This window comes from Pseudomonas sp. GW821-FHT07G06 (assembly GCF_058986625.1).
In genome coordinates this window covers 145,548-165,256 of record NZ_JBYSVW010000007.1, presented here as the reverse complement: position 1 = coordinate 165,256, position 19,709 = coordinate 145,548, and the positions used below count along the sequence as shown (strand labels likewise).

Annotated in this window: 17 protein-coding genes; 12 read left to right on the top strand and 5 right to left on the bottom strand. The window is 59.8% G+C overall.

The features are described from left to right. Positions 1-61: 61 nt before the first annotated feature. From AC3WJW_RS14100 to AC3WJW_RS14090, 3 genes are read right to left on the bottom strand one after another with little or no spacing between them, the layout of a single operon-like run. Positions 62-1,123 (bottom strand): NAD(P)-dependent alcohol dehydrogenase, encoded by a 1,062-nt coding sequence (locus AC3WJW_RS14100; protein WP_493726412.1) that lies wholly within the window; start codon positions 1,121-1,123, stop codon positions 62-64. Between the two features lie 55 nt (positions 1,124-1,178). Beyond that, positions 1,179-2,636, bottom strand: coding sequence for an acyl-CoA reductase (locus AC3WJW_RS14095; protein WP_493726411.1), 1,458 nt, complete (start codon positions 2,634-2,636; stop codon positions 1,179-1,181). 4 nt (positions 2,637-2,640) lie between these two features. Further along, the gene (locus tag AC3WJW_RS14090) at positions 2,641-4,080 is read right to left on the bottom strand and encodes a hypothetical protein (RefSeq protein WP_493726410.1); all 1,440 of its coding nucleotides are present in this window, start codon (positions 4,078-4,080) and stop codon (positions 2,641-2,643) included. 426 nt (positions 4,081-4,506) lie between these two features. Between AC3WJW_RS14090 and AC3WJW_RS14085 the strand changes: the two genes are divergently transcribed. Genes AC3WJW_RS14085 through AC3WJW_RS14075 form a run of 3 tightly spaced genes read left to right on the top strand, consistent with a single transcriptional unit; the run spans position 4,507 to position 6,798 of the window. Next, positions 4,507-5,658, top strand: a complete 1,152-nt coding sequence (locus AC3WJW_RS14085; RefSeq protein WP_493726409.1) for an iron-containing alcohol dehydrogenase — start codon at positions 4,507-4,509, stop codon at positions 5,656-5,658. Beyond that, positions 5,655-6,092 (top strand): acyl-CoA thioesterase, encoded by a 438-nt coding sequence (locus AC3WJW_RS14080; RefSeq protein ID WP_493726408.1) that lies wholly within the window; start codon positions 5,655-5,657, stop codon positions 6,090-6,092. Before AC3WJW_RS14085 ends, AC3WJW_RS14080 begins: the two co-directional genes overlap by 4 nt. Positions 6,093-6,111: 19 nt before the next feature. Continuing rightward, complete coding sequence (locus AC3WJW_RS14075; RefSeq protein WP_493726407.1) at positions 6,112-6,798, top strand: TetR/AcrR family transcriptional regulator; 687 nt, start codon at positions 6,112-6,114, stop codon at positions 6,796-6,798. A 130-nt stretch (positions 6,799-6,928) separates the two neighbouring features. Here the strand turns inward: AC3WJW_RS14075 and AC3WJW_RS14070 are convergent, their stop codons facing one another. Further along, positions 6,929-8,296, bottom strand: coding sequence for a DUF1329 domain-containing protein (locus AC3WJW_RS14070; RefSeq protein WP_493726406.1), 1,368 nt, complete (start codon positions 8,294-8,296; stop codon positions 6,929-6,931). A 25-nt stretch (positions 8,297-8,321) separates the two neighbouring features. Next, a complete protein-coding gene (locus AC3WJW_RS14065; protein WP_493726405.1) occupies positions 8,322-10,172 on the bottom strand; it encodes a DUF1302 domain-containing protein in 1,851 nt (616 codons plus the stop codon). 434 nt (positions 10,173-10,606) lie between these two features. Here AC3WJW_RS14065 and AC3WJW_RS14060 point away from each other — a divergent pair, with 434 nt between their 5' ends. From AC3WJW_RS14060 to AC3WJW_RS14020, 9 genes are all read left to right on the top strand, one after another. Continuing rightward, a complete protein-coding gene (locus AC3WJW_RS14060) occupies positions 10,607-11,794 on the top strand; it encodes a lipid-transfer protein (protein WP_493726404.1) in 1,188 nt (395 codons plus the stop codon). A 64-nt stretch (positions 11,795-11,858) separates the two neighbouring features. Then, entirely contained in the window at positions 11,859-12,299 is a 441-nt protein-coding gene (locus tag AC3WJW_RS14055; RefSeq protein ID WP_493726403.1) for a MaoC family dehydratase N-terminal domain-containing protein, read from the top strand. Between the two features lie 10 nt (positions 12,300-12,309). Then, the gene (locus tag AC3WJW_RS14050) at positions 12,310-12,729 is read left to right on the top strand and encodes a MaoC family dehydratase (RefSeq protein ID WP_493726402.1); all 420 of its coding nucleotides are present in this window, start codon (positions 12,310-12,312) and stop codon (positions 12,727-12,729) included. Positions 12,730-12,763: 34 nt separating this feature from the next. Next, entirely contained in the window at positions 12,764-13,591 is an 828-nt protein-coding gene (locus AC3WJW_RS14045) for an SDR family NAD(P)-dependent oxidoreductase (protein ID WP_493726401.1), read from the top strand. Between the two features lie 63 nt (positions 13,592-13,654). Continuing rightward, entirely contained in the window at positions 13,655-14,248 is a 594-nt protein-coding gene (locus tag AC3WJW_RS14040) for a DUF2889 domain-containing protein (protein WP_493726400.1), read from the top strand. Positions 14,249-14,327: 79 nt separating this feature from the next. Next, positions 14,328-15,764, top strand: coding sequence for a DUF1254 domain-containing protein (locus tag AC3WJW_RS14035; protein WP_493726399.1), 1,437 nt, complete (start codon positions 14,328-14,330; stop codon positions 15,762-15,764). A 13-nt stretch (positions 15,765-15,777) separates the two neighbouring features. Further along, complete coding sequence (locus AC3WJW_RS14030) at positions 15,778-16,806, top strand: DUF1254 domain-containing protein (protein ID WP_493726398.1); 1,029 nt, start codon at positions 15,778-15,780, stop codon at positions 16,804-16,806. A gap of 45 nt (positions 16,807-16,851) precedes the next feature. Next, entirely contained in the window at positions 16,852-18,417 is a 1,566-nt protein-coding gene (locus tag AC3WJW_RS14025) for an arylsulfatase (protein ID WP_493726397.1), read from the top strand. A 111-nt stretch (positions 18,418-18,528) separates the two neighbouring features. Beyond that, positions 18,529-19,671 (top strand): acyl-CoA dehydrogenase family protein, encoded by a 1,143-nt coding sequence (locus tag AC3WJW_RS14020; RefSeq protein ID WP_493726396.1) that lies wholly within the window; start codon positions 18,529-18,531, stop codon positions 19,669-19,671. Positions 19,672-19,709 lie beyond the last annotated feature (38 nt).

The window sequence follows — 19,709 nt, the reverse complement described above, 5'->3', positions numbered from 1 at the left end:
GTTTGGTACGCGGAGAAATTGCCCGGTGCGCTGCGGTGTCGGGCACCGCAGCGCCGGGCCTTTACTCCAGCGTCACGTCGTGCAAGGTGGTCATGTCGATGACGAAGCGGTACTTCACATCGTTGGTCTGCAGGCGGGTAAAGGCGGTGTTGATGTCCTGGATACCGATCATTTCGCAGCTCGGCAGCACCTGGTGTTCGGCGCAGAAGTCGAGCAGTTCCTGGGTGGGCTGGATGCCCCCGATGATCGAACCGGCCAGGGTGCGGTTGTTGCGCATCAGCAAACCACCGTGGATCGGTTCCAGCGGTTCGATGGCGCCCACCAGCACCATGACGCCCTCACGACCCAGCAGCATCAGGTACGGGTTGACGTTGTGGCGGCTGGGAATGGTGTCGAGGATAAAGTCGAAGCCATTGGTGGCTGCCAGCATCGCCGGCTGATCGTTCGACAGCAGGACGTGGTTGGCACCCAGGGCGCGGGCGTCGTCGGCCTTGCCTGGTGAGGTGGTGATCACCGTGACTTCGGCACCGAGGGCAACGGCCAGTTTCACGGCCATGTGGCCGAGCCCGCCGAGCCCGACCACTGCAACTTTCGAACCCTTGCCCACGCCGTAGCGGCGCATCGGGTTCCACACGGTGATGCCGGCGCACAACAGTGGCGCGGCAAAACGCGGGTCGAGGTTTTCGGGCATGCGTAGAACGAACGCTTCGCGGACAACGATATGGTCGGAATAACCGCCATAGGTAATTTCGCCGGTTTGGCGATCCTTGCCGTTGTAGGTGGTCGTCGGACCATGGGTGCACAGTTGTTCCTGATGTTCTTCACAAGGTGTGCACTGCTGGCAGCTATCGACCAGGCAACCGACCGCAACCCAGTCACCGACCTTGAAACGGCTGACGTCGCTGCCAACGGCGGTCACATGGCCGACGATCTCGTGGCCAGGTACGCAAGGATAAACGGTGTTGTTCCAGTCGTTGTGCACCTGATGGGCGTCCGAGTGGCAGACGCCGCAGAAGGCGATATCGATGGCGACGTCATCGGCGCGCAGGGTCCGGCGCTCGAAACGAATCGGGGTCAGGGCGGCGTTGGCCTCGTGGGCGGCAAATCCTAAACAAGTTGACATGGGGACTCCTGATTGAGAAACGCGTACCCCGACAGAAGTCGGGGCACAGGAAAGGTCAGATCGATGGGCGTAACCAGGGCGCCGGGGAGGTTTCAGGCGAGGCAATCTGGTTGGAAATCCATTTGCCCATCCGCCGCAACGGCTCTATCGAATCCTGCGGAGCGGCCCACTTCATCGCCGCCGCATAGCCGAGCGAGACGATGCGTTGTGCGCCGTACAACGGCAGGATGTCCTTGAGTTCATCCTTGATGCTTTCCGGATAGATACCCACGGTCTGGGTGTAGGAATCCACTGCATCCATGACTTCGCTCAACTCATCGACCGGCACCAGGTTGGCGGTGCGGTCGTCGAGCAGGGTGGCGAAGGACACCGGCTCCGGAATCTGCGAGCAGATGATCGCGCCTTCGCCGTCCTTGCCACCGATCACCTGGTACCACTCATCATCCAGTCGCAGTGCGTCGACGTGGGCCTTGAGGTTCTGGTCATAGCGCTTGGGCACCGTGCTGAGGGTGTTGGGCAGGGTGTGCATGGCGTCGTAGACGTAGCGGCCGAAGGTATTCAACTGCGCCAGGCCAGCCTCGTCGGTACCGCTTTGCACGTAGACCACCCGCGCGCAAACGCAGCCTTTCTGGTTCAGCGCGCCGATATCCATGGCCAGCCGCACAGCGGCTTCGCGCATGGTCGCCTCGCTGGCGAAGGTGCCCTTGCCGATGATGCTGGCACTGCGTTTCGGATCGAGGGAGATCAGTTCCAGACCGGGCTGGACGTATTGGGTCACATGCTTCATCGAGGCATAGCCGCCCCAGGCGACGATCTTTTCCAGGTTCTGCGGCTGATACAGGCGCTGTTCGAAGGCCTGGTCGCCACCTTTCCAGTAAGCCACGCTGAGATGCTTGGTCAGCGGGTGCTCCGGTGCCATCTCGACCATGGTGCGGGCGATGGCCAGGGCGGTGAAAGGATCGTTGGACGGCGCCTTGATGATCGCGTCGCTGCGCAGCACCATGTTGCGGATGATGGTCAGCAGCGACAGGGAGGTCGCATTGCCGGCGACGACGTGCAGGGTCCGCGCGCCGAAGCAGCGCACCTCCAGTTCAGTGCCGTCGATCAACTGCTGTTTAACCCAGCCTTCCAGGTACTTGACGCCCACGGTGCTTTCCACCGCTTCGGTGATCGCCTCGCGGGTGAGCATGTGGCGCAGGCCCATGTAGCTGCCCTTGACCATGGTCGGCGTGGTGGGCGCGGTCAAGTAGGACAGCTCGCACGCCTCCTGCAGGTACGGGTTGCTGGCGAAGTCAAGGCGCTCGCCGAGGGCCTGCGCATAGTCGAGGATGTCCTCGAAGCTGAGCGTGTACAGGTCGGCCAACTTGGCCGGGTTACCCAGCGGCAGCTTGTCGATGTACTTGTGTGCATCGGGAGTGAGGAAGGCGAGATCACCGCCGCGGCCACCGACTTCAATCAGGTTGTCGGTGATGACTTGGCCGCGGATGATCATCGGCGCGATAGGTTGGGTCATGGTTTCAGCCTTCGAAAGTGTTCAGGAAATCCATCGCTTCGCGGTGGGAGTTTTCGGTCGCGGCGCAGGTGATCTTGTCGTCGCCGCCGTTCTTTTCGCTGTAGCGCTGGATAGGCCCGACTACGTATTGACTCGGTCGGCCACAGGCGCAGGGTTTGTCCCACTCGATGGTGATTTCATCACCGGTGATGAAACCGCCCCAGCGCACGTCGGCGCCCAGGTCGAAGAAGGCGGCGCGACCGGTGACGCGGCCTTCACGCGGCAGCGGTTTGCTGGTGTCCGGGTCGAGCAGATAGGCGATCACAGTGGGGGCAAGGTGAAAGTGACCATGCTCGCAACGTGCGTGGGAGCCACCGATCACTTCCGACATGGCATAGGTCTCATGCAGTACCTTGGCGCCGGTGAAGCGCAGCACGTCTTCGCGCCAGCCTTGCGGCTGGACCACGCCCTTGGCGCCGCCGGTGGTGCTGATGTAAGAATCCGCGTGGAAGACGTTTTCCAGGCCGCTTTCCAGACCGGCCTTGGCCATGTTGTGCAAAAGATTCCAGGTCGCACCGATGTACACCTGTTTGCCCTTGAGCTCGCTCGCCATTTGCTCGAAGAAGGTCGCCAGATGCTGCGGGGTATCGGCTTGCAATTGGTCGAACTGCTTCTTGCGCGCCAGAAGTTCCGGGCTGATCTCCAGACGATCGAGGGTCCCCTTAGCGTGTGCCGCGCGAATTTTTGCGCCCAGATGCAACATGTCGGTGGACATTGTCGTCGGGTAAGCGGCGTGGAAATGGGACTCGTCCGGCAGCAGCACCCTGATCATGAATTCGTTGGCGCGTACATGGCTCAGATAACCCTTGCGGTAGTAAGGGTAGGCGGTGTGCAACTCCGGTTTCGGTGTGTCCGGACCCTCCATGTTCCAGGCGAACAAGCGGCGGATCTCGAAGGTCTTCTCAAATTCGCGCACACCGTGCGGCAGGAACGACAGCGTGCCAGAGGTGCCCGACGTATGGCTGATGCGCAGTTGCGGCACGGCCTGGTCCATGGTTTCGAACCAGTCGTCCAGACCCTGGCACGCGCTGACGTCCGCCGCGACGATGGCTTCGCCGACTTCCGGTGTCACGAGTTTGGCCAGCCACTTGTTGATTTGGCCGAAGCTGCGCTTTTCCAGCAACGAGGGTGGATAGGATTTGTAGACGGTGTGTTCGAACAGCAACGGCACCGCATCGTCGAGGTGCTCGATACGCTCGACACCTTCTGCGTCGGCCAGCTTTTTGAGCACCGGGATTCGCTCACGCAGTTCCGAGAAACGCTGCTGCAGGCCGCATAACTGCATCGCTTCAACTTCTGCGCGAGGCAGTTGGTTCCAGGCGAGTTGGGAATAGTTGACCAGCTTTGTCGGGTTGGTCAGCAGGAGCTGGGTTTTTTGTTCTATTGACTGTTGCGCAATGGGCATCGTCTGGCTCGCTACTCGAAGGGTGGAAACCCGGCGGGCGCCGGGGGAGGTGTGGCATGAGTATGGGGACGACGGGCGGGATTTTATTCCGGATTCAGGTGATTGCTGTACGAGTCCAACTAGCTGAAAAATAAAGAAAATAAATTAAGCTTGGCGAATCCGGACGGATCACTCTGTGTTTGCGTTTAGCACAATGCAAAGCAACGGCAAGATCAATAGATCGCAGCCTGCGGCAGCTCCTACAAGGTACGCATTCCAATGTAGGAGCTGCCGCAGGCTGCGATCTTTTGATCTTTGGAATAGCCCCCACCCCGAACGAGGGGAACCGGGTACCCGCCAGATCACTATCGTGGGAGGTTTCCGGTTGGCGCAAGCGTTCTGCTTTCGCCAAAACAGTCCTCAAAACACGTTACTCGTGAGGTTTTCATGCTGAAAATGGCATTCCAGACTACTAAGTCGATGGTCATCGAACCTGGTGCATCGACCCGGCTCGCCACACATGTTCGGGCCATGGGTTGCATCTCGGTATTGCTGGTGACCGATCCGGGCGTCATTGCTGCTCGACTCCTGGATGCGGTGCTTGACGGATTGGTGCGCGAAAACATCGCAGTGACCGTGTTCTCCCAGGTTCAAGCCGATCCACCCGAGTCGGTGATTCTGGCAGCGGTAGACGCAGCGAAAGCCTGTAGCGCCGATTGCGTGGTGGGGTTGGGTGGCGGCAGTTCGCTGGATGCCGCCAAACTGGCAGCCCTGTTGGCGTGTAGTAACGAAGCACTGGCCGAAGTCTATGGCATCAACCAGGCCAAGGGACCGCGCTTGCCGCTGATTCTGGTGCCGACCACCGCGGGGACAGGTTCTGAGGTCACCGCGGTTTCGGTCGTGACCACCGGCGCCGGGGAGAAGAACGTCGTCATCTCGCCCTTGCTGCTTCCCGACCTGGCCGTACTGGACGCGGAACTGACCCTCGGACTGCCCGGGCCAGTCACCGCCGCGACGGGGATCGACGCCATGGTTCATGCCATCGAGGCCTATACCAGCAAGTACCTGAAGAATCCGATTTCCGATTGCCTGGCACGCGAGGCGCTGCGTCTGTTGTCCGGCAGTCTGTTTCAAGCCTGTAACGACGGTACCAACCTTGAGGCGCGGGAAAACATGCTGCTCGGCGCTTGTCTGGCGGGCATGGCTTTTGCCAATGCTCCGGTGGCGGCGGTGCATGCCCTGGCTTATCCGATTGGTGCGCGTTTTCATGTGCCACATGGTGTGTCGAACGCCCTCGTGCTGGGGCCGGTGATGCGTTTCAACCTGGACACGGTGGCGCCCTTGTATGCGCAATTGGCTGAAATCGTCTTGCCCGGCATCGACGGTACCGACCTGCACAAGGCTTCTGCCTTGGCCGACTATATGGGGGGGCTGGCCGGTGAACTGTGTCGGACTAGCGGCTTGCGCGATGTGGGCATTTGCGAATCCGACATCGAGCTGCTGGCCGCCGATGCCATGAAACAGACGCGCCTGCTCGGTAACAATCCACGGGAAGTGAGCCTGGACGATGTGCGTTCGATCTATCTGGAGATCATATGAGCAGCAAAGTCGATCGGCCGCGCAGGAATGAATTTCGCCGCTTCACGCAAATGCCGACACGCTGGGGCGATCATGATTCCTACGGGCATGTGAACAACGTCGTCTATTACTCGTACTGCGAGTCGGCGATCAGTGAGTTCCTGGTGGAGCAGGGCACACTCGACATTGCCAGCAGCCCGGTGATCGGTTTGATCGTAAATTCGAGTTGCACCTACTTCTCGCCCATCGGTTTTCCAGACCGGATCAATGTCGGGATGAAGATTTCCCACTTGGGCAACAGCAGCGCCCGATACGAACTGGCGCTGTTTCGAAACGATGAGCAGGAAGCCGCCGCGGCGGCTCATATCATCTATGTGTACGTCGACCGCGCCAGCAATGTTTCGGTGCCGGTCCCCGATGCGGTGCGCACGGTACTTGCCACGCTCACTGATTGAAATGCCGGGAGAACACGTCATGACCAAGCCAGACCGTGACAAGAAGGGGGCTGGCGACGCCGGCCTGCTGCAAGTGGAGGTTCCTGCGCAGCCGCGCAAGGAACCGCGGCAAGCGCGTTCCATTGCGCTGGTGTCTGCATTGAAGCAAACCGGCCGGCAAATACTCGAAAAAGAAGGTAGGGAGGCCTTGAGCGCCTTACGCCTGGCCGAAGACGCCGGGGTGGCCATCAGTTCCATCTATGAATATTTCCCGACCATGGAGTCGCTGATTGCGGCCATCTTCGAGGATTATCGGGTGGAGGTGCGTGCAGAGCTGCTCAGCGGCATCGCAGCACTGCCGGCCACGGCATCCTTGCTCGACGGGATTCTGCTCACCCTGAGAATCGGTCTGGCCGTGCATTACAAGAAAACCCTGTTTGACCCGGTGTTCAGTGTGCGCTCGACGCATTATGACGAGCTGGTGCGGCTCGATCTGGTCAAGGCCAAACAGCTATGGACCACCAGTGCGACATCCACCCTGATGACCCGATTTGCCAGCGAGATACAGGTGAAGGATCGGGAAAAGGTCGAATTTCTGGCTTATCAGACATTGCTGGCATTGCCTCGGGCCATGCTGCTGGAAAGGCCGGGCTACCTGACAGACGAGGATACACCGTTGTTGATGGCGCGCATGCTGCATGCGCTGTTGACCACACCTGAACATTAAGCGGTACAAAAAAATGCCCCTGTAGGAGCGAGCTTGCCCGCGAAGGACGTTAGGACGACGCGTTTATCCAGCAAAACACGCGTTATCGTTAACGTACATCGCGAGCAAGCTCGCTCCTACAAGTCAAAGGTCAACGAATGCCAGCGTTACGCAGCGCTGCGGGGGAGTAGTCCGCCATTTTCGACATCTCGCCGTACGATGGGCCCTGAGCGGACTCGTTGTACATACCGTACGCTACATAACGCCCCGCAATCAGGTCGACGATGCTCTGCAAGGCATAGTTGCCGATGCCGTGTTGGTAATCGTTGACCTGATAGCCTTCAGCGACACGCCACAGTTCACCGCGGCCGTCGTAGTGGTCGATTTCTACCAGTTCCCAGGTGTCCTCATCGAAATACAGATCGCGCTTGGCGTAAATGTGTCTCTGGCCCGGTTTCAACGTCGCCTCGACATGCCAGACACGGTGCAGTTCATAGCGCGCCAGGTCCTGGTTGATATGCCCCGGTTTGAGAATGTCAGCGTACTTGAGGCTTGGCGATTGCAGCTTGTAATTGTTGTAGGGAATGTAAATTTCCTTCTTCCCAAGCAACTTCCAGTCGTAGCGATCCGGCGCACCGTTGAACATGTCCGCGTTGTCCGAAGTTCGCATGCCGTCGGCTGCAGAGCCAGGGCCGTCGTAAGCCAGTTGTGGTGCGCGGCGTACACGGCGCTGACCCGCGTTGTAAACCCAGGCCTGGCGCGGGTCCTTGACCTGATCGATGGTTTCATGGACTAGCGAAACGGTACCTGCCAGGCGTGCCGGTCCGGTGATGGAGTTCTTGTAAAAATACAGGGCATTGGCGGCCTTGCCTGGGTCAACACCCTCCATTTGTTGCGGGAAGCCCGTTTCTTCAGAAATCTGGACGATCGTGTAGTCACCGCCGGGTTGCGGTACTGCTTGCGCGGTCTCTTTTTTCACGTTCCCGCCGCGATAACGGGTTGCATGGTTGAAGTAAACCTCCACGCCGCTCTTCGGAATCGGAAAGGGGTAGTAACGGCTATCGACAAAGTTGGCCAGGCCATTGCCGTCGTTGACCAGCTCCGTGGATAACGCGCTTTTCTTGACGATGTCGTAAATCTGCTGCGGGAAGGAACTACTGCGATGAGTCGTGTATACCGGGATTTTGTAACTGTCCGGAAAGCGCTTGAACATCGCCATTTGACCAGGGGTCAGCTTGTCTTTGTACTGCTGGGCGTTCGCCGGGGTAATAACGAACAAGGGTTTTTCGTTCTGGTACGGGTTGCCGAGAAAGCCTTTTGTCACCGGTGCGGCATCGGGTTTCAAGCCACCGGTCCAGGCCGGGATACTGCCATCGGCGTTGCCTTCCTTTTGCGCACCCATCGGGGTCAGTGTGGTGCCCAGTTGGGCGGCTTCCTGTGGGGAAACGGCCGCCATTACACTGGTGGTCAACAGGCTTAGCGCCAGAGCGCCGATTTGCATCATGGATGTGGTTTTCATGCTTTTTTCCTCCGTCTGACAGGTATCAGAAGTTCACGCCGAAGCTGAGTGAAACGAAATCGCGGTCAGTCTGAGTGTTGAAGTCACCGCCGAAGAAGTTGGTGTAATTCAGGGTCGCGGTGTAGGTGCTCTGGTAGTCCGCATCAAGGCCGACACTGATCGCCTTGGCGCCTTCCTCGAAGGTCGGGCTACGGCCATTGACGTCATGGGACCAGGCCACGTTCGGCGTCAGGTTGACGCCAGCGATGGCGTTCGGGTAGTTCAGGCTGGCGCGCGTGCGGTAACCCCAGGAACTGGTGCTGTAGAAGCCCTTGTTGTTGCATTCCTGTTGCGGGTTGCTCGGCCGGGTTGTGCCGGCGGGTGCGCCGGGAACCTGTGTCGGGCTGCCGGCGCAGGTGGCCGCTCCGGCGGCTCCCGGCAGAATCCCGGGACCGAAGGTGGTGCTGCGGCCGAAGCGCAGGTCGGTGCCGTCGGTTGCACCCAGGCCACTGATGTGGGTGTAGCCCACTTCTCCAATCAGGGTCAGGCGCTCACCACCCAGGACCTGGTTGAAAAACTTGGTGGCAGTCATTTGCGCCTGGGTCACTGGCATACGTTTGTAACCCGATAGCTCCTGGCCTGCAGACTTGGTGGCAAAACCTGTGGTGAAGACTGGCGTAAGTGCCGACAGACCGGTCGCTGCGTAGTTGAGATCAGCGCCATTGAGGTTCAATGGCATGTTGGGGCGGTAGCTGACTTCACCACCCAACGCGACACCTTCGACGTTGGTGGCGAAACTCAAACCATAAAGGCGGATATCTTCGGGATACTCGACGAAGTAGCGGGTCGCGCGAACCTGCTGGGCCAGCCCGGGCACTGTCGAGGTGTTCTGCGTGAAACTGACCGAGGGGCTGCGGCTGTGATAGTTCAAGGCATAAGCGCCGAACTCGGTGTCGTTCAATTCCGGCACGTTCCAGCGCAAGGCCAGGCCGTACTGGCCACCATCGCGAGCATCCTTGTCCTTGGCGCGCGGCAGGTAAACATCATCCAATGCCCCGGCATTGATCTGGGGGATTGTCGCGGTATTGCTGGCCACACCTGGCGCCAGGTCCAGGCCGGCCAATACGTTGCGGTCATTACACCCCTTGGCGATCGGGTCGACACTGAAGAAGGTCCCGCAGTTATCGACGACCGACTTTTTCCACTCCAGCTGATAGAAAGCCTCGGCGTTGAGGTTGTCGCTCAGGCCTTGCGACACATACAACATGTTCACAGGGATCAGGCCTTCCTTGACCTCGGCGCCCGGACGACGCAAGGCCGCCACGTCGACCGGGTTGATCGCGTTGATACCGTTGCTGATAAAGGTGCTCTCACCCCAACTCACCACCTGTTTGCCCAGGCGTACGTTGCCCGCCAGATCGTCGATCGTGTAGTTGTGGTAGATAAAACTGTCGAGGAACATCGCACCTGAAGACTTGGCGGCGCGATCACGGCCGTGGTCGTCGATGTCGTAGAACGATTGGTGCTCATCCATGAGCTCGAAGTCGTACCAGTACTTGCCGCGCACAAACGCACCACTGTCGCCGTACTTCAGCTCCAGATCGTGGACGCCCTTGAAGATTTTCGAAAAGGTCTCGCCTTTCTTGAAATTGAGCCGGCCATCGTCGGCGTTGCGTGCCGACGAGTTGCCGTTTGCGCCCACCGAGTTGAAGTTGGAAACAAACTTCGGATCCGGATCGGCTGCGGCCCAACTGGCACCAATCGACAGCGATGAATCAAACTGCCCCTGGATCTCCCCGATGTTGAAATCAATGGCCTGTGCCTGAGCGCTAACGCCCAGCGCGACAGCCACGGCCAGCACCTGCGGCTGGAAGGCTTCGTACTTTCTTATTGTCATGTGGCGCTCCAATTGCAAATGTCAAAACGACGAGAAGTCAGTCCAGTTGACCGGGTTGTTCGCGGCGGTTGAGCAGGCGAGAGCGGCGGCGAAATGCCGTGGCGCAGTTGAATGTGATGAAGTGCGGACGAGAGTCACGTTGCGGCTACCTGTGTGATTTTTGTTGTTGTTTTGGGTCGAGCTGGGGCAACGCTAATCGCAATGCAGGCGAGCGATGCCCCCTCGGGGAGAGGGGGGCAGGCAGGTGGTGGGGAGGGGGGGCGGCAGTGCGTATCGGGCGTGCTGCCTGCCATGCAGGGCAGTTCGACCCATCCCCCTCAACAGGAGGGGGATGGAGTCAGGCCGGTTTACGTAACTATCGATCCAGGGGTTGCTGTGATCGCCGCCAGACCAACGCGACGAACGGAGCCTTTCAACTGACCTTGGAGAAAATGATGTCGCAGAAAACTTACGTAGCCGGCGTCGGCATGATTCAGTTCACCAAGCCTGGTGCCAGCCTCAGCTACATCGAGATGGGCGCGCAGGCCATTCGCCTGGCCCTGAAGGATGCGGGTGTTGATTACAACCTGGTGCAGCAGGCGTATGCCGGCTATGTGTACGGCGACTCCACCAGCGGCCAGTCGGCGCTGTACGAAGTGGGTCTGAGCGGTATCCCGGTGATCAACGTCAACAACAACTGCGGCAGCGGTTCGACCGCCCTGTACCTGGCTCGCCAGGCTGTGGAAAGCGGCGCCGTCGATTGCGCCCTGGCCTTCGGTTTCGAGCAGATGCAGCCGGGTGCGCTGAAGGATCACTGGATGGACCGTCCGGCTACCTACGGCAAGGGCATGGCAGTGTCCAGCCAGATCTTCCCGGAAGGCGATGCCATGCCGAACGCGCTGCGCCTGTTCGGCGGTGCCGGCAAGGAACACATGGAAAAGTACGGCACCAGGATGGAAACCTTCGCGGCCATCCGCGCCAAGGCCAGCCGTCACGCCGCCAACAACCCGCTGGCCGTGTTCAAGAAGGTCATCACCACTGAAGACGTGATGGCCGACCCGGTGATTTTCCCGGGCGTGATGACCCGCCTGATGGCTTGCCCGCCGACCTGTGGCGGTGCCGCGGCGATCATCGTTTCGGAGCGTTTTGCCAAGAAGCATGGTCTGCGCACCGACGTAACCATCCTCGCCCAGTCGCTGGTCACCGATAAGCCGGACGCCTTCGATCCGCCGTCGATGATCAGCATCGTCGGCACCGGCATGACTCAGCGCGCGTCGCAGGAAGTCTATGAAAAAGCCGGCGTCGGCCCGGAAGACATTCGTGTTTGCGAACTTCACGACTGCTTCGCCCACAACGAACTGCTGACCTATGAAGGCCTGGGTTTCTGCCCTGAAGGCGGCGCCGAGAAGTTCGTGATGGATGGCGACAACACCTACGGCGGCCAGGTCGTGGTCAACCCGTCGGGCGGCCTGCTGTCCAAGGGGCACCCACTGGGCGCCACCGGTCTTGCACAGTGCTATGAGCTGACCCACCAGTTGCGCGGCTCCGCCGGCGACCGTCAGGTTGAAGGTCTGCAGCACGCGCTGCAACACAACCTGGGTCTGGGTGGCGCGGGCATCGTGACCCTGTTCGGTCGCGGCTGATCAGCTGTACGCGCGCTCGCTTGGAGCGCGCGTTTTCTCATTCACCTGCAAGGAACCCAGTGCTATGGCAGACATCAGTCTGATCGGCCGTTCGCTCGGCGTGACCACTGCCGAACTGGAAAAGGGGCGCCTGCGCTTCTTCGCCAAATCCATCGGTGAAACCGATCCTGTCTATACCGACGAAACGGCGGCCAGGGCGGCGGGGCACAAATCCCTGCCGATGCCACCGACGTTCCTGTTTTGCCTGGAACGTGAAGGCCGGGATACCGACCACATTATCGAAGGCATCATGGGCTTCGATCTGGGGCGCATCCTGCATGCCGAACAAAGCTTCACCTACCACCGGATGGCGTACGCCGGCGATGTGCTGACGTTCGATTGTCGCGTTGCCGACGTTTATGAAAAGAAGAACGGCGCGCTGCAATTCGTGGTGAGCGAAACCCGCGTCACCAACCAGCTGGGTGAACACATTGCCGACGTTCTCTCGTCGGTTGTGCAGCGCTGAGGAGCAGACAATGACGATCCCTCGATACAGCGAACTCCAGGTCGGCGATGAACTGCCGGCGCTGCAACTGCCGCCGATCAATCGCACCACGCTGGCGCTGTATGCCGGCGCTTCCGGCGATCACAACCAGGTGCATATCGACCTCGATTTCGCACGTCGCTCGCGACAGCCCGATGTGTTCGCCCACGGCATGTTGTCCGCCGCTTACCTTGGCCGCCTTTTGACCGGCTGGGTGCCGCAAGCGCAGATCCGCTTTTTGTCGATGCGTTTTGTCGGCATCACTCAACTCGGCCATGTCCCGCAACTGACCGGGCGCATCGTCGAAAAATACGAAGCCGACGGCGAAAAGCGCGTGCGCCTGCAGATCCAGTGCAACAACCAATACGGCGAACCTCGCCTGACCGGCGACGCCGTCGTCGCCCTGGCTTGAATTCAATTACAAGAACATTGGCAGGAACCCAACAATGAAAAAGCTCGAAGGTAAAGTCGCCCTGGTCACCGGCTCCGGCCGTGGGATCGGTCGCAGCGTGGCATTGAAACTGGCCAGCGAGGGTGCCCGCATCGTGGTCAACGATCTGGACGCCGCACCGGCCGAAGAAGTGGTTGCAGAAATTCGTGCTGCTGGTGGTGACGCCGTTGCCTGCGTGGGCAGCGTGACGGCCGTTGACTTCGCCGACCGCCTGGTCAAGACCGCGATGGACAGCTACGGCACCATCGACATCATCGTCAACAACGCCGGTTACACCTGGGACAACGTGATCCAGAAGATGACCGACGAGCAGTGGTACGCGATCATCGACTGCCACATCACCGCGCCGTTCCGCATCCTGCGCGCGGCTCAGCCGATCATCAGCGCGGCGGCCAAGCAAGAGGCTGCCGAAGGTCGCGTGGTCAACCGCAAGATCGTCAACATCTCCTCGGTATCGGCCAGCGGCACTCCAGGCCAGGTCAACTATTCCACGGCCAAGGCCGGTGTATTGGGCATGACCAAGGCACTGTCCAAGGAGTGGGGACGCTACAAGGTCAACGTCAACGCGGTGGCTTTCGGTCACATCGAAACCCGTATGACCCTGCCGGTGGAAGGTGATCCGAAGTTCATCAATATCGAAGGTCGGGAAATCAAGGTCGGCATCAGCCAGGCCACCGTCGAAGCGTCGAAATCCATGATTCCGCTGGGCCGTCCCGGCAACCCGGACGAAGCGGCCAACGCCGTGTATCTGTTCTGCATCCCGGAATCGGACTACCTGTCGGGCCAGGTACTGGTCTGCGGTGGCGGCCTGGGTACGGTTTGATCAGAAAGCAACGGCGACCGTGTTTCACGGTCGCCTTTCCCGACTCCGGCGCGAGACATTTCGATGACCGACGACGAAGCAATCAATCCTGTACGGCAACTGCTGCATACCCGCACCGTCACCTGTACCGGGTATTTACGCAGCGACGGCCTGTTCGACATTGAAGGACGCTTGCTGGACATCAAGGGCAGAGAAACCGAAATGCCCTTTGGCACCATTGAGGCCGGCGGGGCGCTGCACCAGATGGTCATCGTGATGACCGTGGACGCCAACCTCGTGATCCAGCACGTGGAAGCGCGCTCTGAAATCACGCCCGCACCCATGTGCAAGCAGATCAGCCACGCCTACGCGGCTTTGAAGGGCTTGAAAATCGGTGCCGGGTTCAAACAACGGGTGGCTGAACGCGTCGGCGGCGAGCGCGGCTGTACGCATCTGACCGAATTGCTTGGCCCCATGGCCACCACCCTGATCCAGACCACCGCACCGTTGTTGCGTGAGCAACTGCGCCTGCGCGAGACCCGCGAGCCTGGTTTCAAACGCCCGAAGCACTGGGTCATCGGCACCTGCCACACCTATCGCACCGATGGCGAAGCCGTGCGCACCCTGTGGCCGGACCATTACGAGCCGGACCGAGCGGATGAAGGTGGTCAACGTTGAGTACGAGGGGCGCAATCACTCGACGCGCGCCCGACAACCATGTTCTCGAGCCAGGTAGCTCATCAGGAAAATAACAATAATGACAATCAACGTTCCCTCGTTCACCCAGACGACTTTCGCGGCCTTGGTTTGCAGCGCATTGCTTTCCTTCACGGCAAATGCGGCTCGGCTTGCGCCGGAAGAAGTGCGCACCATCGCCAGGGACGCCTACATCTATGGTTTTCCACTGGTCGATAGCTACCGCATCCAGCATGCCTATTTCGAGGACCGAAACGGCCCGGAATACAAGGCACCGTGGAATCAATTGCACAGCGATGCGCGGGTTTATACCGCGGATGACAAGGCGATCCAGACCCCCAATTCCGATACGCCATACTCGCAACTGGGAGTCGATCTCAGGGCCGAGCCGCTGGTGCTGAGCATGCCGGCAGTGGAGGCGGGGCGTTACTACACGGCGCAATTCATCGACGCCTACACCCATAATTTCGCTTACGCCGGCAGCCGCACCACCGGCAATGGCGCCGCTGACTTTCTACTGGTCGGGCCGGACTGGAAAGGGCAGGCGCCTGCAGGGGTCAAGGCGGTTTTCCGTTCTGAAACACAATTCGCCTACGTCTTCTACCGTACCCAGCTGTTCAACCCCGACGATATCGAGAACGTCAAGAAGATTCAGGCAGGTTTCAAGGTCCAGCCACTTTCCGCCTACCTGGGGCAACCGGCGCCCGCCGCAGCCCCGCGGATTGACTTCCCCCAGCCACTCACCGTGGCGCAGGAGCGGACCTCGCTGGAGTTCTTCAACCTCCTGAATTTCGTATTGAGCTATTGCCCGACCCATCCCTCCGAGCAGGCGCTGATGGAGCGCTTCGCCAAACTGGGGATCGGCGCGGGGCAAACATTCGACGGGCAATCGCTGTCGCCGGAACTGCGCAACGCCGTGGAACAGGGGATGGCCGATGCCTGGAAGGCCAATAGCGAACTGGACGCGCCGACCGCCAGCGGTGCACTGACCAGTGGCGATCTGTTGGGCAGTCGTGAATTCCTGAAAAACAACTACCTCTACCGAATGCGCGGAGCGGCGTCGGGCATCTATGGCAACTCCAGGGATGAGGCCATTTATCCACCTTATTACGTCGACAGCAGCGGTCAGCGGCTGAGCGGTGACGGTAACCGTTATGTGCTGCGTTTCGCACCGGATCAGTTTCCACCGGTCAACGCCTTCTGGTCGCTGACGATGTACGAGTTGCCTTCGCGTCTGCTGGTGGCCAACCCACTGAACCGCTATCTGATCAACGCCTCGATGCTCGCGCAAATGAAGCGCGATGCCGATGGCGGCCTCACGGTGTACATCCAGCATGATTCGCCGGGCGCGGACAAGAAAGACAATTGGTTGCCAGCTCCGAAAGGTTCATTCCTGATGGCCATGCGCTTGTTCTGGCCCAAGCCTGAAGCACTCGATGGTGATTGGAAAAAGCCTGCGTTGCAGAAAATCAGCCAGGTCTCGGACGTTCAACAATAAAAAGGAAATCACGATGGTCAGGTTAGTACCGCAGCTCTTTACCGTGGCCCTGATGGCGCCAACGCTGCTTTACGCTCAAACGTCTCCAGTCGATAGGCTCGTCACTGTCGATAACTTCACCCGTGCCGAATCAACCAGGTTCTTCAGCGGTGTGGTCAAGCGTGGCGGGTTCGGCCAGTTCGTGCACCATCGCGAATTGTTGCCGGTCGACAAGCAGACCGTGGTGCGACCCAATCGCGACACCCTTTATTCCTCGGCTGTTTTCGATCTGGACGCGGGGCCGGTCACTGTGACGTTGCCCGACGCCGGTGATCGCTACTTTTCGATGATTGCGATCGATGAGAACGAGTACACCCCAGGCGTTGTGTACAAGGCAGGCACCTACACCTTCAGCAAGGAGCAGGTTGGCACACGCTATGTATTGCTGGGCGTGCGCACCTTGGTCGATCCGTCCAACCCGCAGGATGTGACCGCCGCGCACACCCTGCAGGATGCAATCAAGTCCCGTCAGGACGGCGGGCCGGGACATTTCGACATGCCCGCCTGGGATCAGGCCAGCCAGGATCATGTCCGTGAAACGCTGCTGGCGCTGGCCGCGAACGTACCGGATTCCAGTGGCATGTTCGGCACCCGCAAACAGGTCGAACCTGTTCGTCACTTGATTGGCAGCGCCTCGGCCTGGGGCGGCAATCCCAAGAAGGATGCGTTCTATCTCAACGTCACGCCGAAACAGAACGACGCAAAGGTGCTGTACCAGCTCAAGGTCAAGGACGTGCCTGTGAATGCCTTCTGGTCGGTTAGCGTTTACAACGACAAGGGTTACTTTCAGCAGAACCCGTACGCCGCCTACACCCTGAATAACCTCACCGCGAAGAAGGAGGGTGACGGTTCGGTCACGATTCAATTCGGTGGCTGTGATGACAAGACCGCCAACTGCCTGCCAACGGTGCCGAACTGGAACTACATGATCAGGCTGTACAAGCCGCAGGCCGAAATTCTCGACGGCACCTGGAAATTCCCTGAAGCGAGCCCGCTCGGTTGACCCCTGAGGTCGATTCCAACGAACCTGGTCAAAGGAGATAACAACATGCACTTCACGAACAAATGGCTTTCTGCGTTGGCGCTGGCCGTCTCAATGCTGGGGGCGGTCTTTAGCGCCACGGCAGCTGATAAACCCAATATCCTGGTGATCTTCGGCGATGACATCGGCTATTCCAATCTCAGTGCCTACAACCAGGGCATGATGGGGTACGAGACGCCGAACATCGATCGCATCGCCAACGAGGGCGTGCTGTTCACCCATGCCTACGGCGAACAATCCTGCACCGCCGGCCGCTCGGCGTTTCTGCTCGGCGAGCATCCGTTCCGCACCGGCCTGTTGACCATCGGCATGCCCGGCGCCGAGCACGGCATCCCGGATTGGGCTCCAACGATCGGCAACGTCATGAAGCAGCAGGGCTACACCACCGGGCAGTTCGGCAAAAACCATATGGGTGATCGCGACAAACACCTGCCGACCCAACACGGTTTCGATGAGTTCTTTGGCAATCTGTACCACATGAATGCCGAGGAAGAGCCCGAGACTTATTACTATCCGAAAGACCCTGAATTCCGCAAAAAGTACGGCCCGCGCGGGGTGGTCCACTCGTATGCCGACGGCAAGATCGAGGACACCGGCCCGTTGACCCGCAAGCGCATGGAAACCATCGACAATGAGTTCGTCCAGGCCACCGAGAACTTCATCGACAAGGCGCACCAGGCCGATAAACCGTTCTTCGTCTGGTTCAACAGCACGCGTATGCATGTCTGGACCCACCTTGGCAAGGAAGCCGACGGCAAGACCGGCATCGGCCTGTACCCGGACGGCATGGTCGAACACGACGGGCAGGTCGGTCAGTTGCTGAAGAAGCTCGACGACCTGGGCATCGCCGACAACACCATCATCATCTACACCACCGACAACGGCGCACAGAAGGTCAGCTGGCCGGATGGCGGCACCTCACCGTTCAATGGCGAGAAGGGCACCACCAACGAAGGCGGGCACCGCGTGCCGCTGTTGGTGAAATGGCCCGGCGTGATCAAGCCGGGCAGTCACTCCAACGCCCTGATCGCCCATAACGACTGGATGCCGACCCTGGCCGCGGCGGCTGGCCTGCCCAAGCTGCGCGAGGACCTTGCCAAGGGCACGACCCTGGACGGCAAACCCTACAAGGTGCATCTGGACGGCTACAACTTCCTGCCTTTCTTCAAGGGTGAGGCCAAGGAGAGCCCGCGCGAGGAGTATTTCTACTTCGGCATGGGCGGCGAATTGAACGCGGTACGCTGGCGTGACTGGAAGGTGACCTTTGCCAGCATGACCGGCTCCTTCGGCTCTGCAACCCGGACGGTCACCAATGTGCCGGTGGTTACCAATCTGAAGGCTGACCCCTTTGAGACAGCTCGCCGGGACTCGGCAATGTCTGCGCGGTGGGCTGGCGACCAGATGTGGTTGTTCGTGCCGATCCAGGAAAAGATCCAGGCGTTCATGGCCACCATTGCGCAGTACCCGTTCCAGGAGGGCGTCAGCCTCAACGCGGCCAACATCAGCTATCAGAGCCTGGCGGTTAAACAGGCGATGATGAAGCTGCAGAAACTGACGCCTCCCGCCCACTGAACTTCGCGTCAATCGTCCCCCTCTCCCTGAGGGGGACAGTACCCCCTCGGCATTTCCTATCGTGGACAAGCCTGGCCGGCAATGTTCGGCTCTTGTCCCTGAGGAAAAGCCATGATCCCCCGTATTTTGTTCGAGCATGAACACGAAGAATTCCGTAACACCGTTCGCCGCTTCCTGAGCGAAGAATGCACCCCGTTTCACGAGCAATGGGAAGAAAACCGCTGCGTGCCGCGCGAGATCTGGCGACGTGCCGGTGAACTCGGCATGCTCAACGCAACGACGCCTGAAGCGTATGGCGGACTGGGGCTGGATCGTCGCTTCTCGATGATCGCCTCCGAAGAAATCGCCTTTGCCAATACCACAGGCCTGAACGGTTTTTCGGTGCATGACATCTGCGCCGGCTATTTCATAAACTTCGGCACCGAGGCCCAGAAGCAGCAGTGGCTGCCGAAAATGGCCAGCGGCGAAGCCATTGCCGCCGTGGCCATGACCGAACCCAATACCGGCTCCGACTTGCAAGCGGTCAAGGCGCGCGCGGTGCTCGATGGCGATGACTACATCATCAACGGGTCCAAGACCTTCATCTCCAACGGCACCAACTGCGACATCATCGTCCTGGTGGCCAGGACCGGCAATACCGGCAAGGGCTCGCAGGATATTTCGCTGATATTGGTCGAGGCTGACCGACCGGGCGTGAGCAAATCCACGCCGCTGAAAAAAGTCGGACTGCATGCGCAGGACACCACCATGCTGTTCTTCGAGGATGTGCGCGTACCCAAAGCGAACGTGCTCGGCGATGTACCGGGGCAGGGCTTCATTCAGTTGATGAGGGAACTGGCCTGGGAGCGCTTGTCGATTGCCGTCAGCAGCATTTCCGGTGCCCAGGCCGTGCTCGATCACACCATCGACTACACCCGTGGCCGCACCGTGTTCGGCAAGCCGATCATCGATTTCCAGAACTCGCGCTTCAAACTCGCCGACCTGAAAGCCGAGATCACTGTCGGCCAGACCTACGTCGATCGCTGCATGGAACTGTGCCTGGCGCACAAGCTGACCAGCGAAGCAGCGGCGGCGGCCAAGCTGTATTGCTCGGAATTGTATTCGAAGGTGGTCGATCAGTGCCTGCAACTGCACGGCGGCAACGGCTACATGCTCGAGTACCCGGTAGCGCGGCATTACCTGGATAGCCGCGTGACGCGCATTTATGGCGGTGCCAACGACATCATGCGCGAACTCGTGGCGAGAACACTCTGAGACTGACGGCGGTTGCAAGGGCAGGCTCGCCGCGCAAC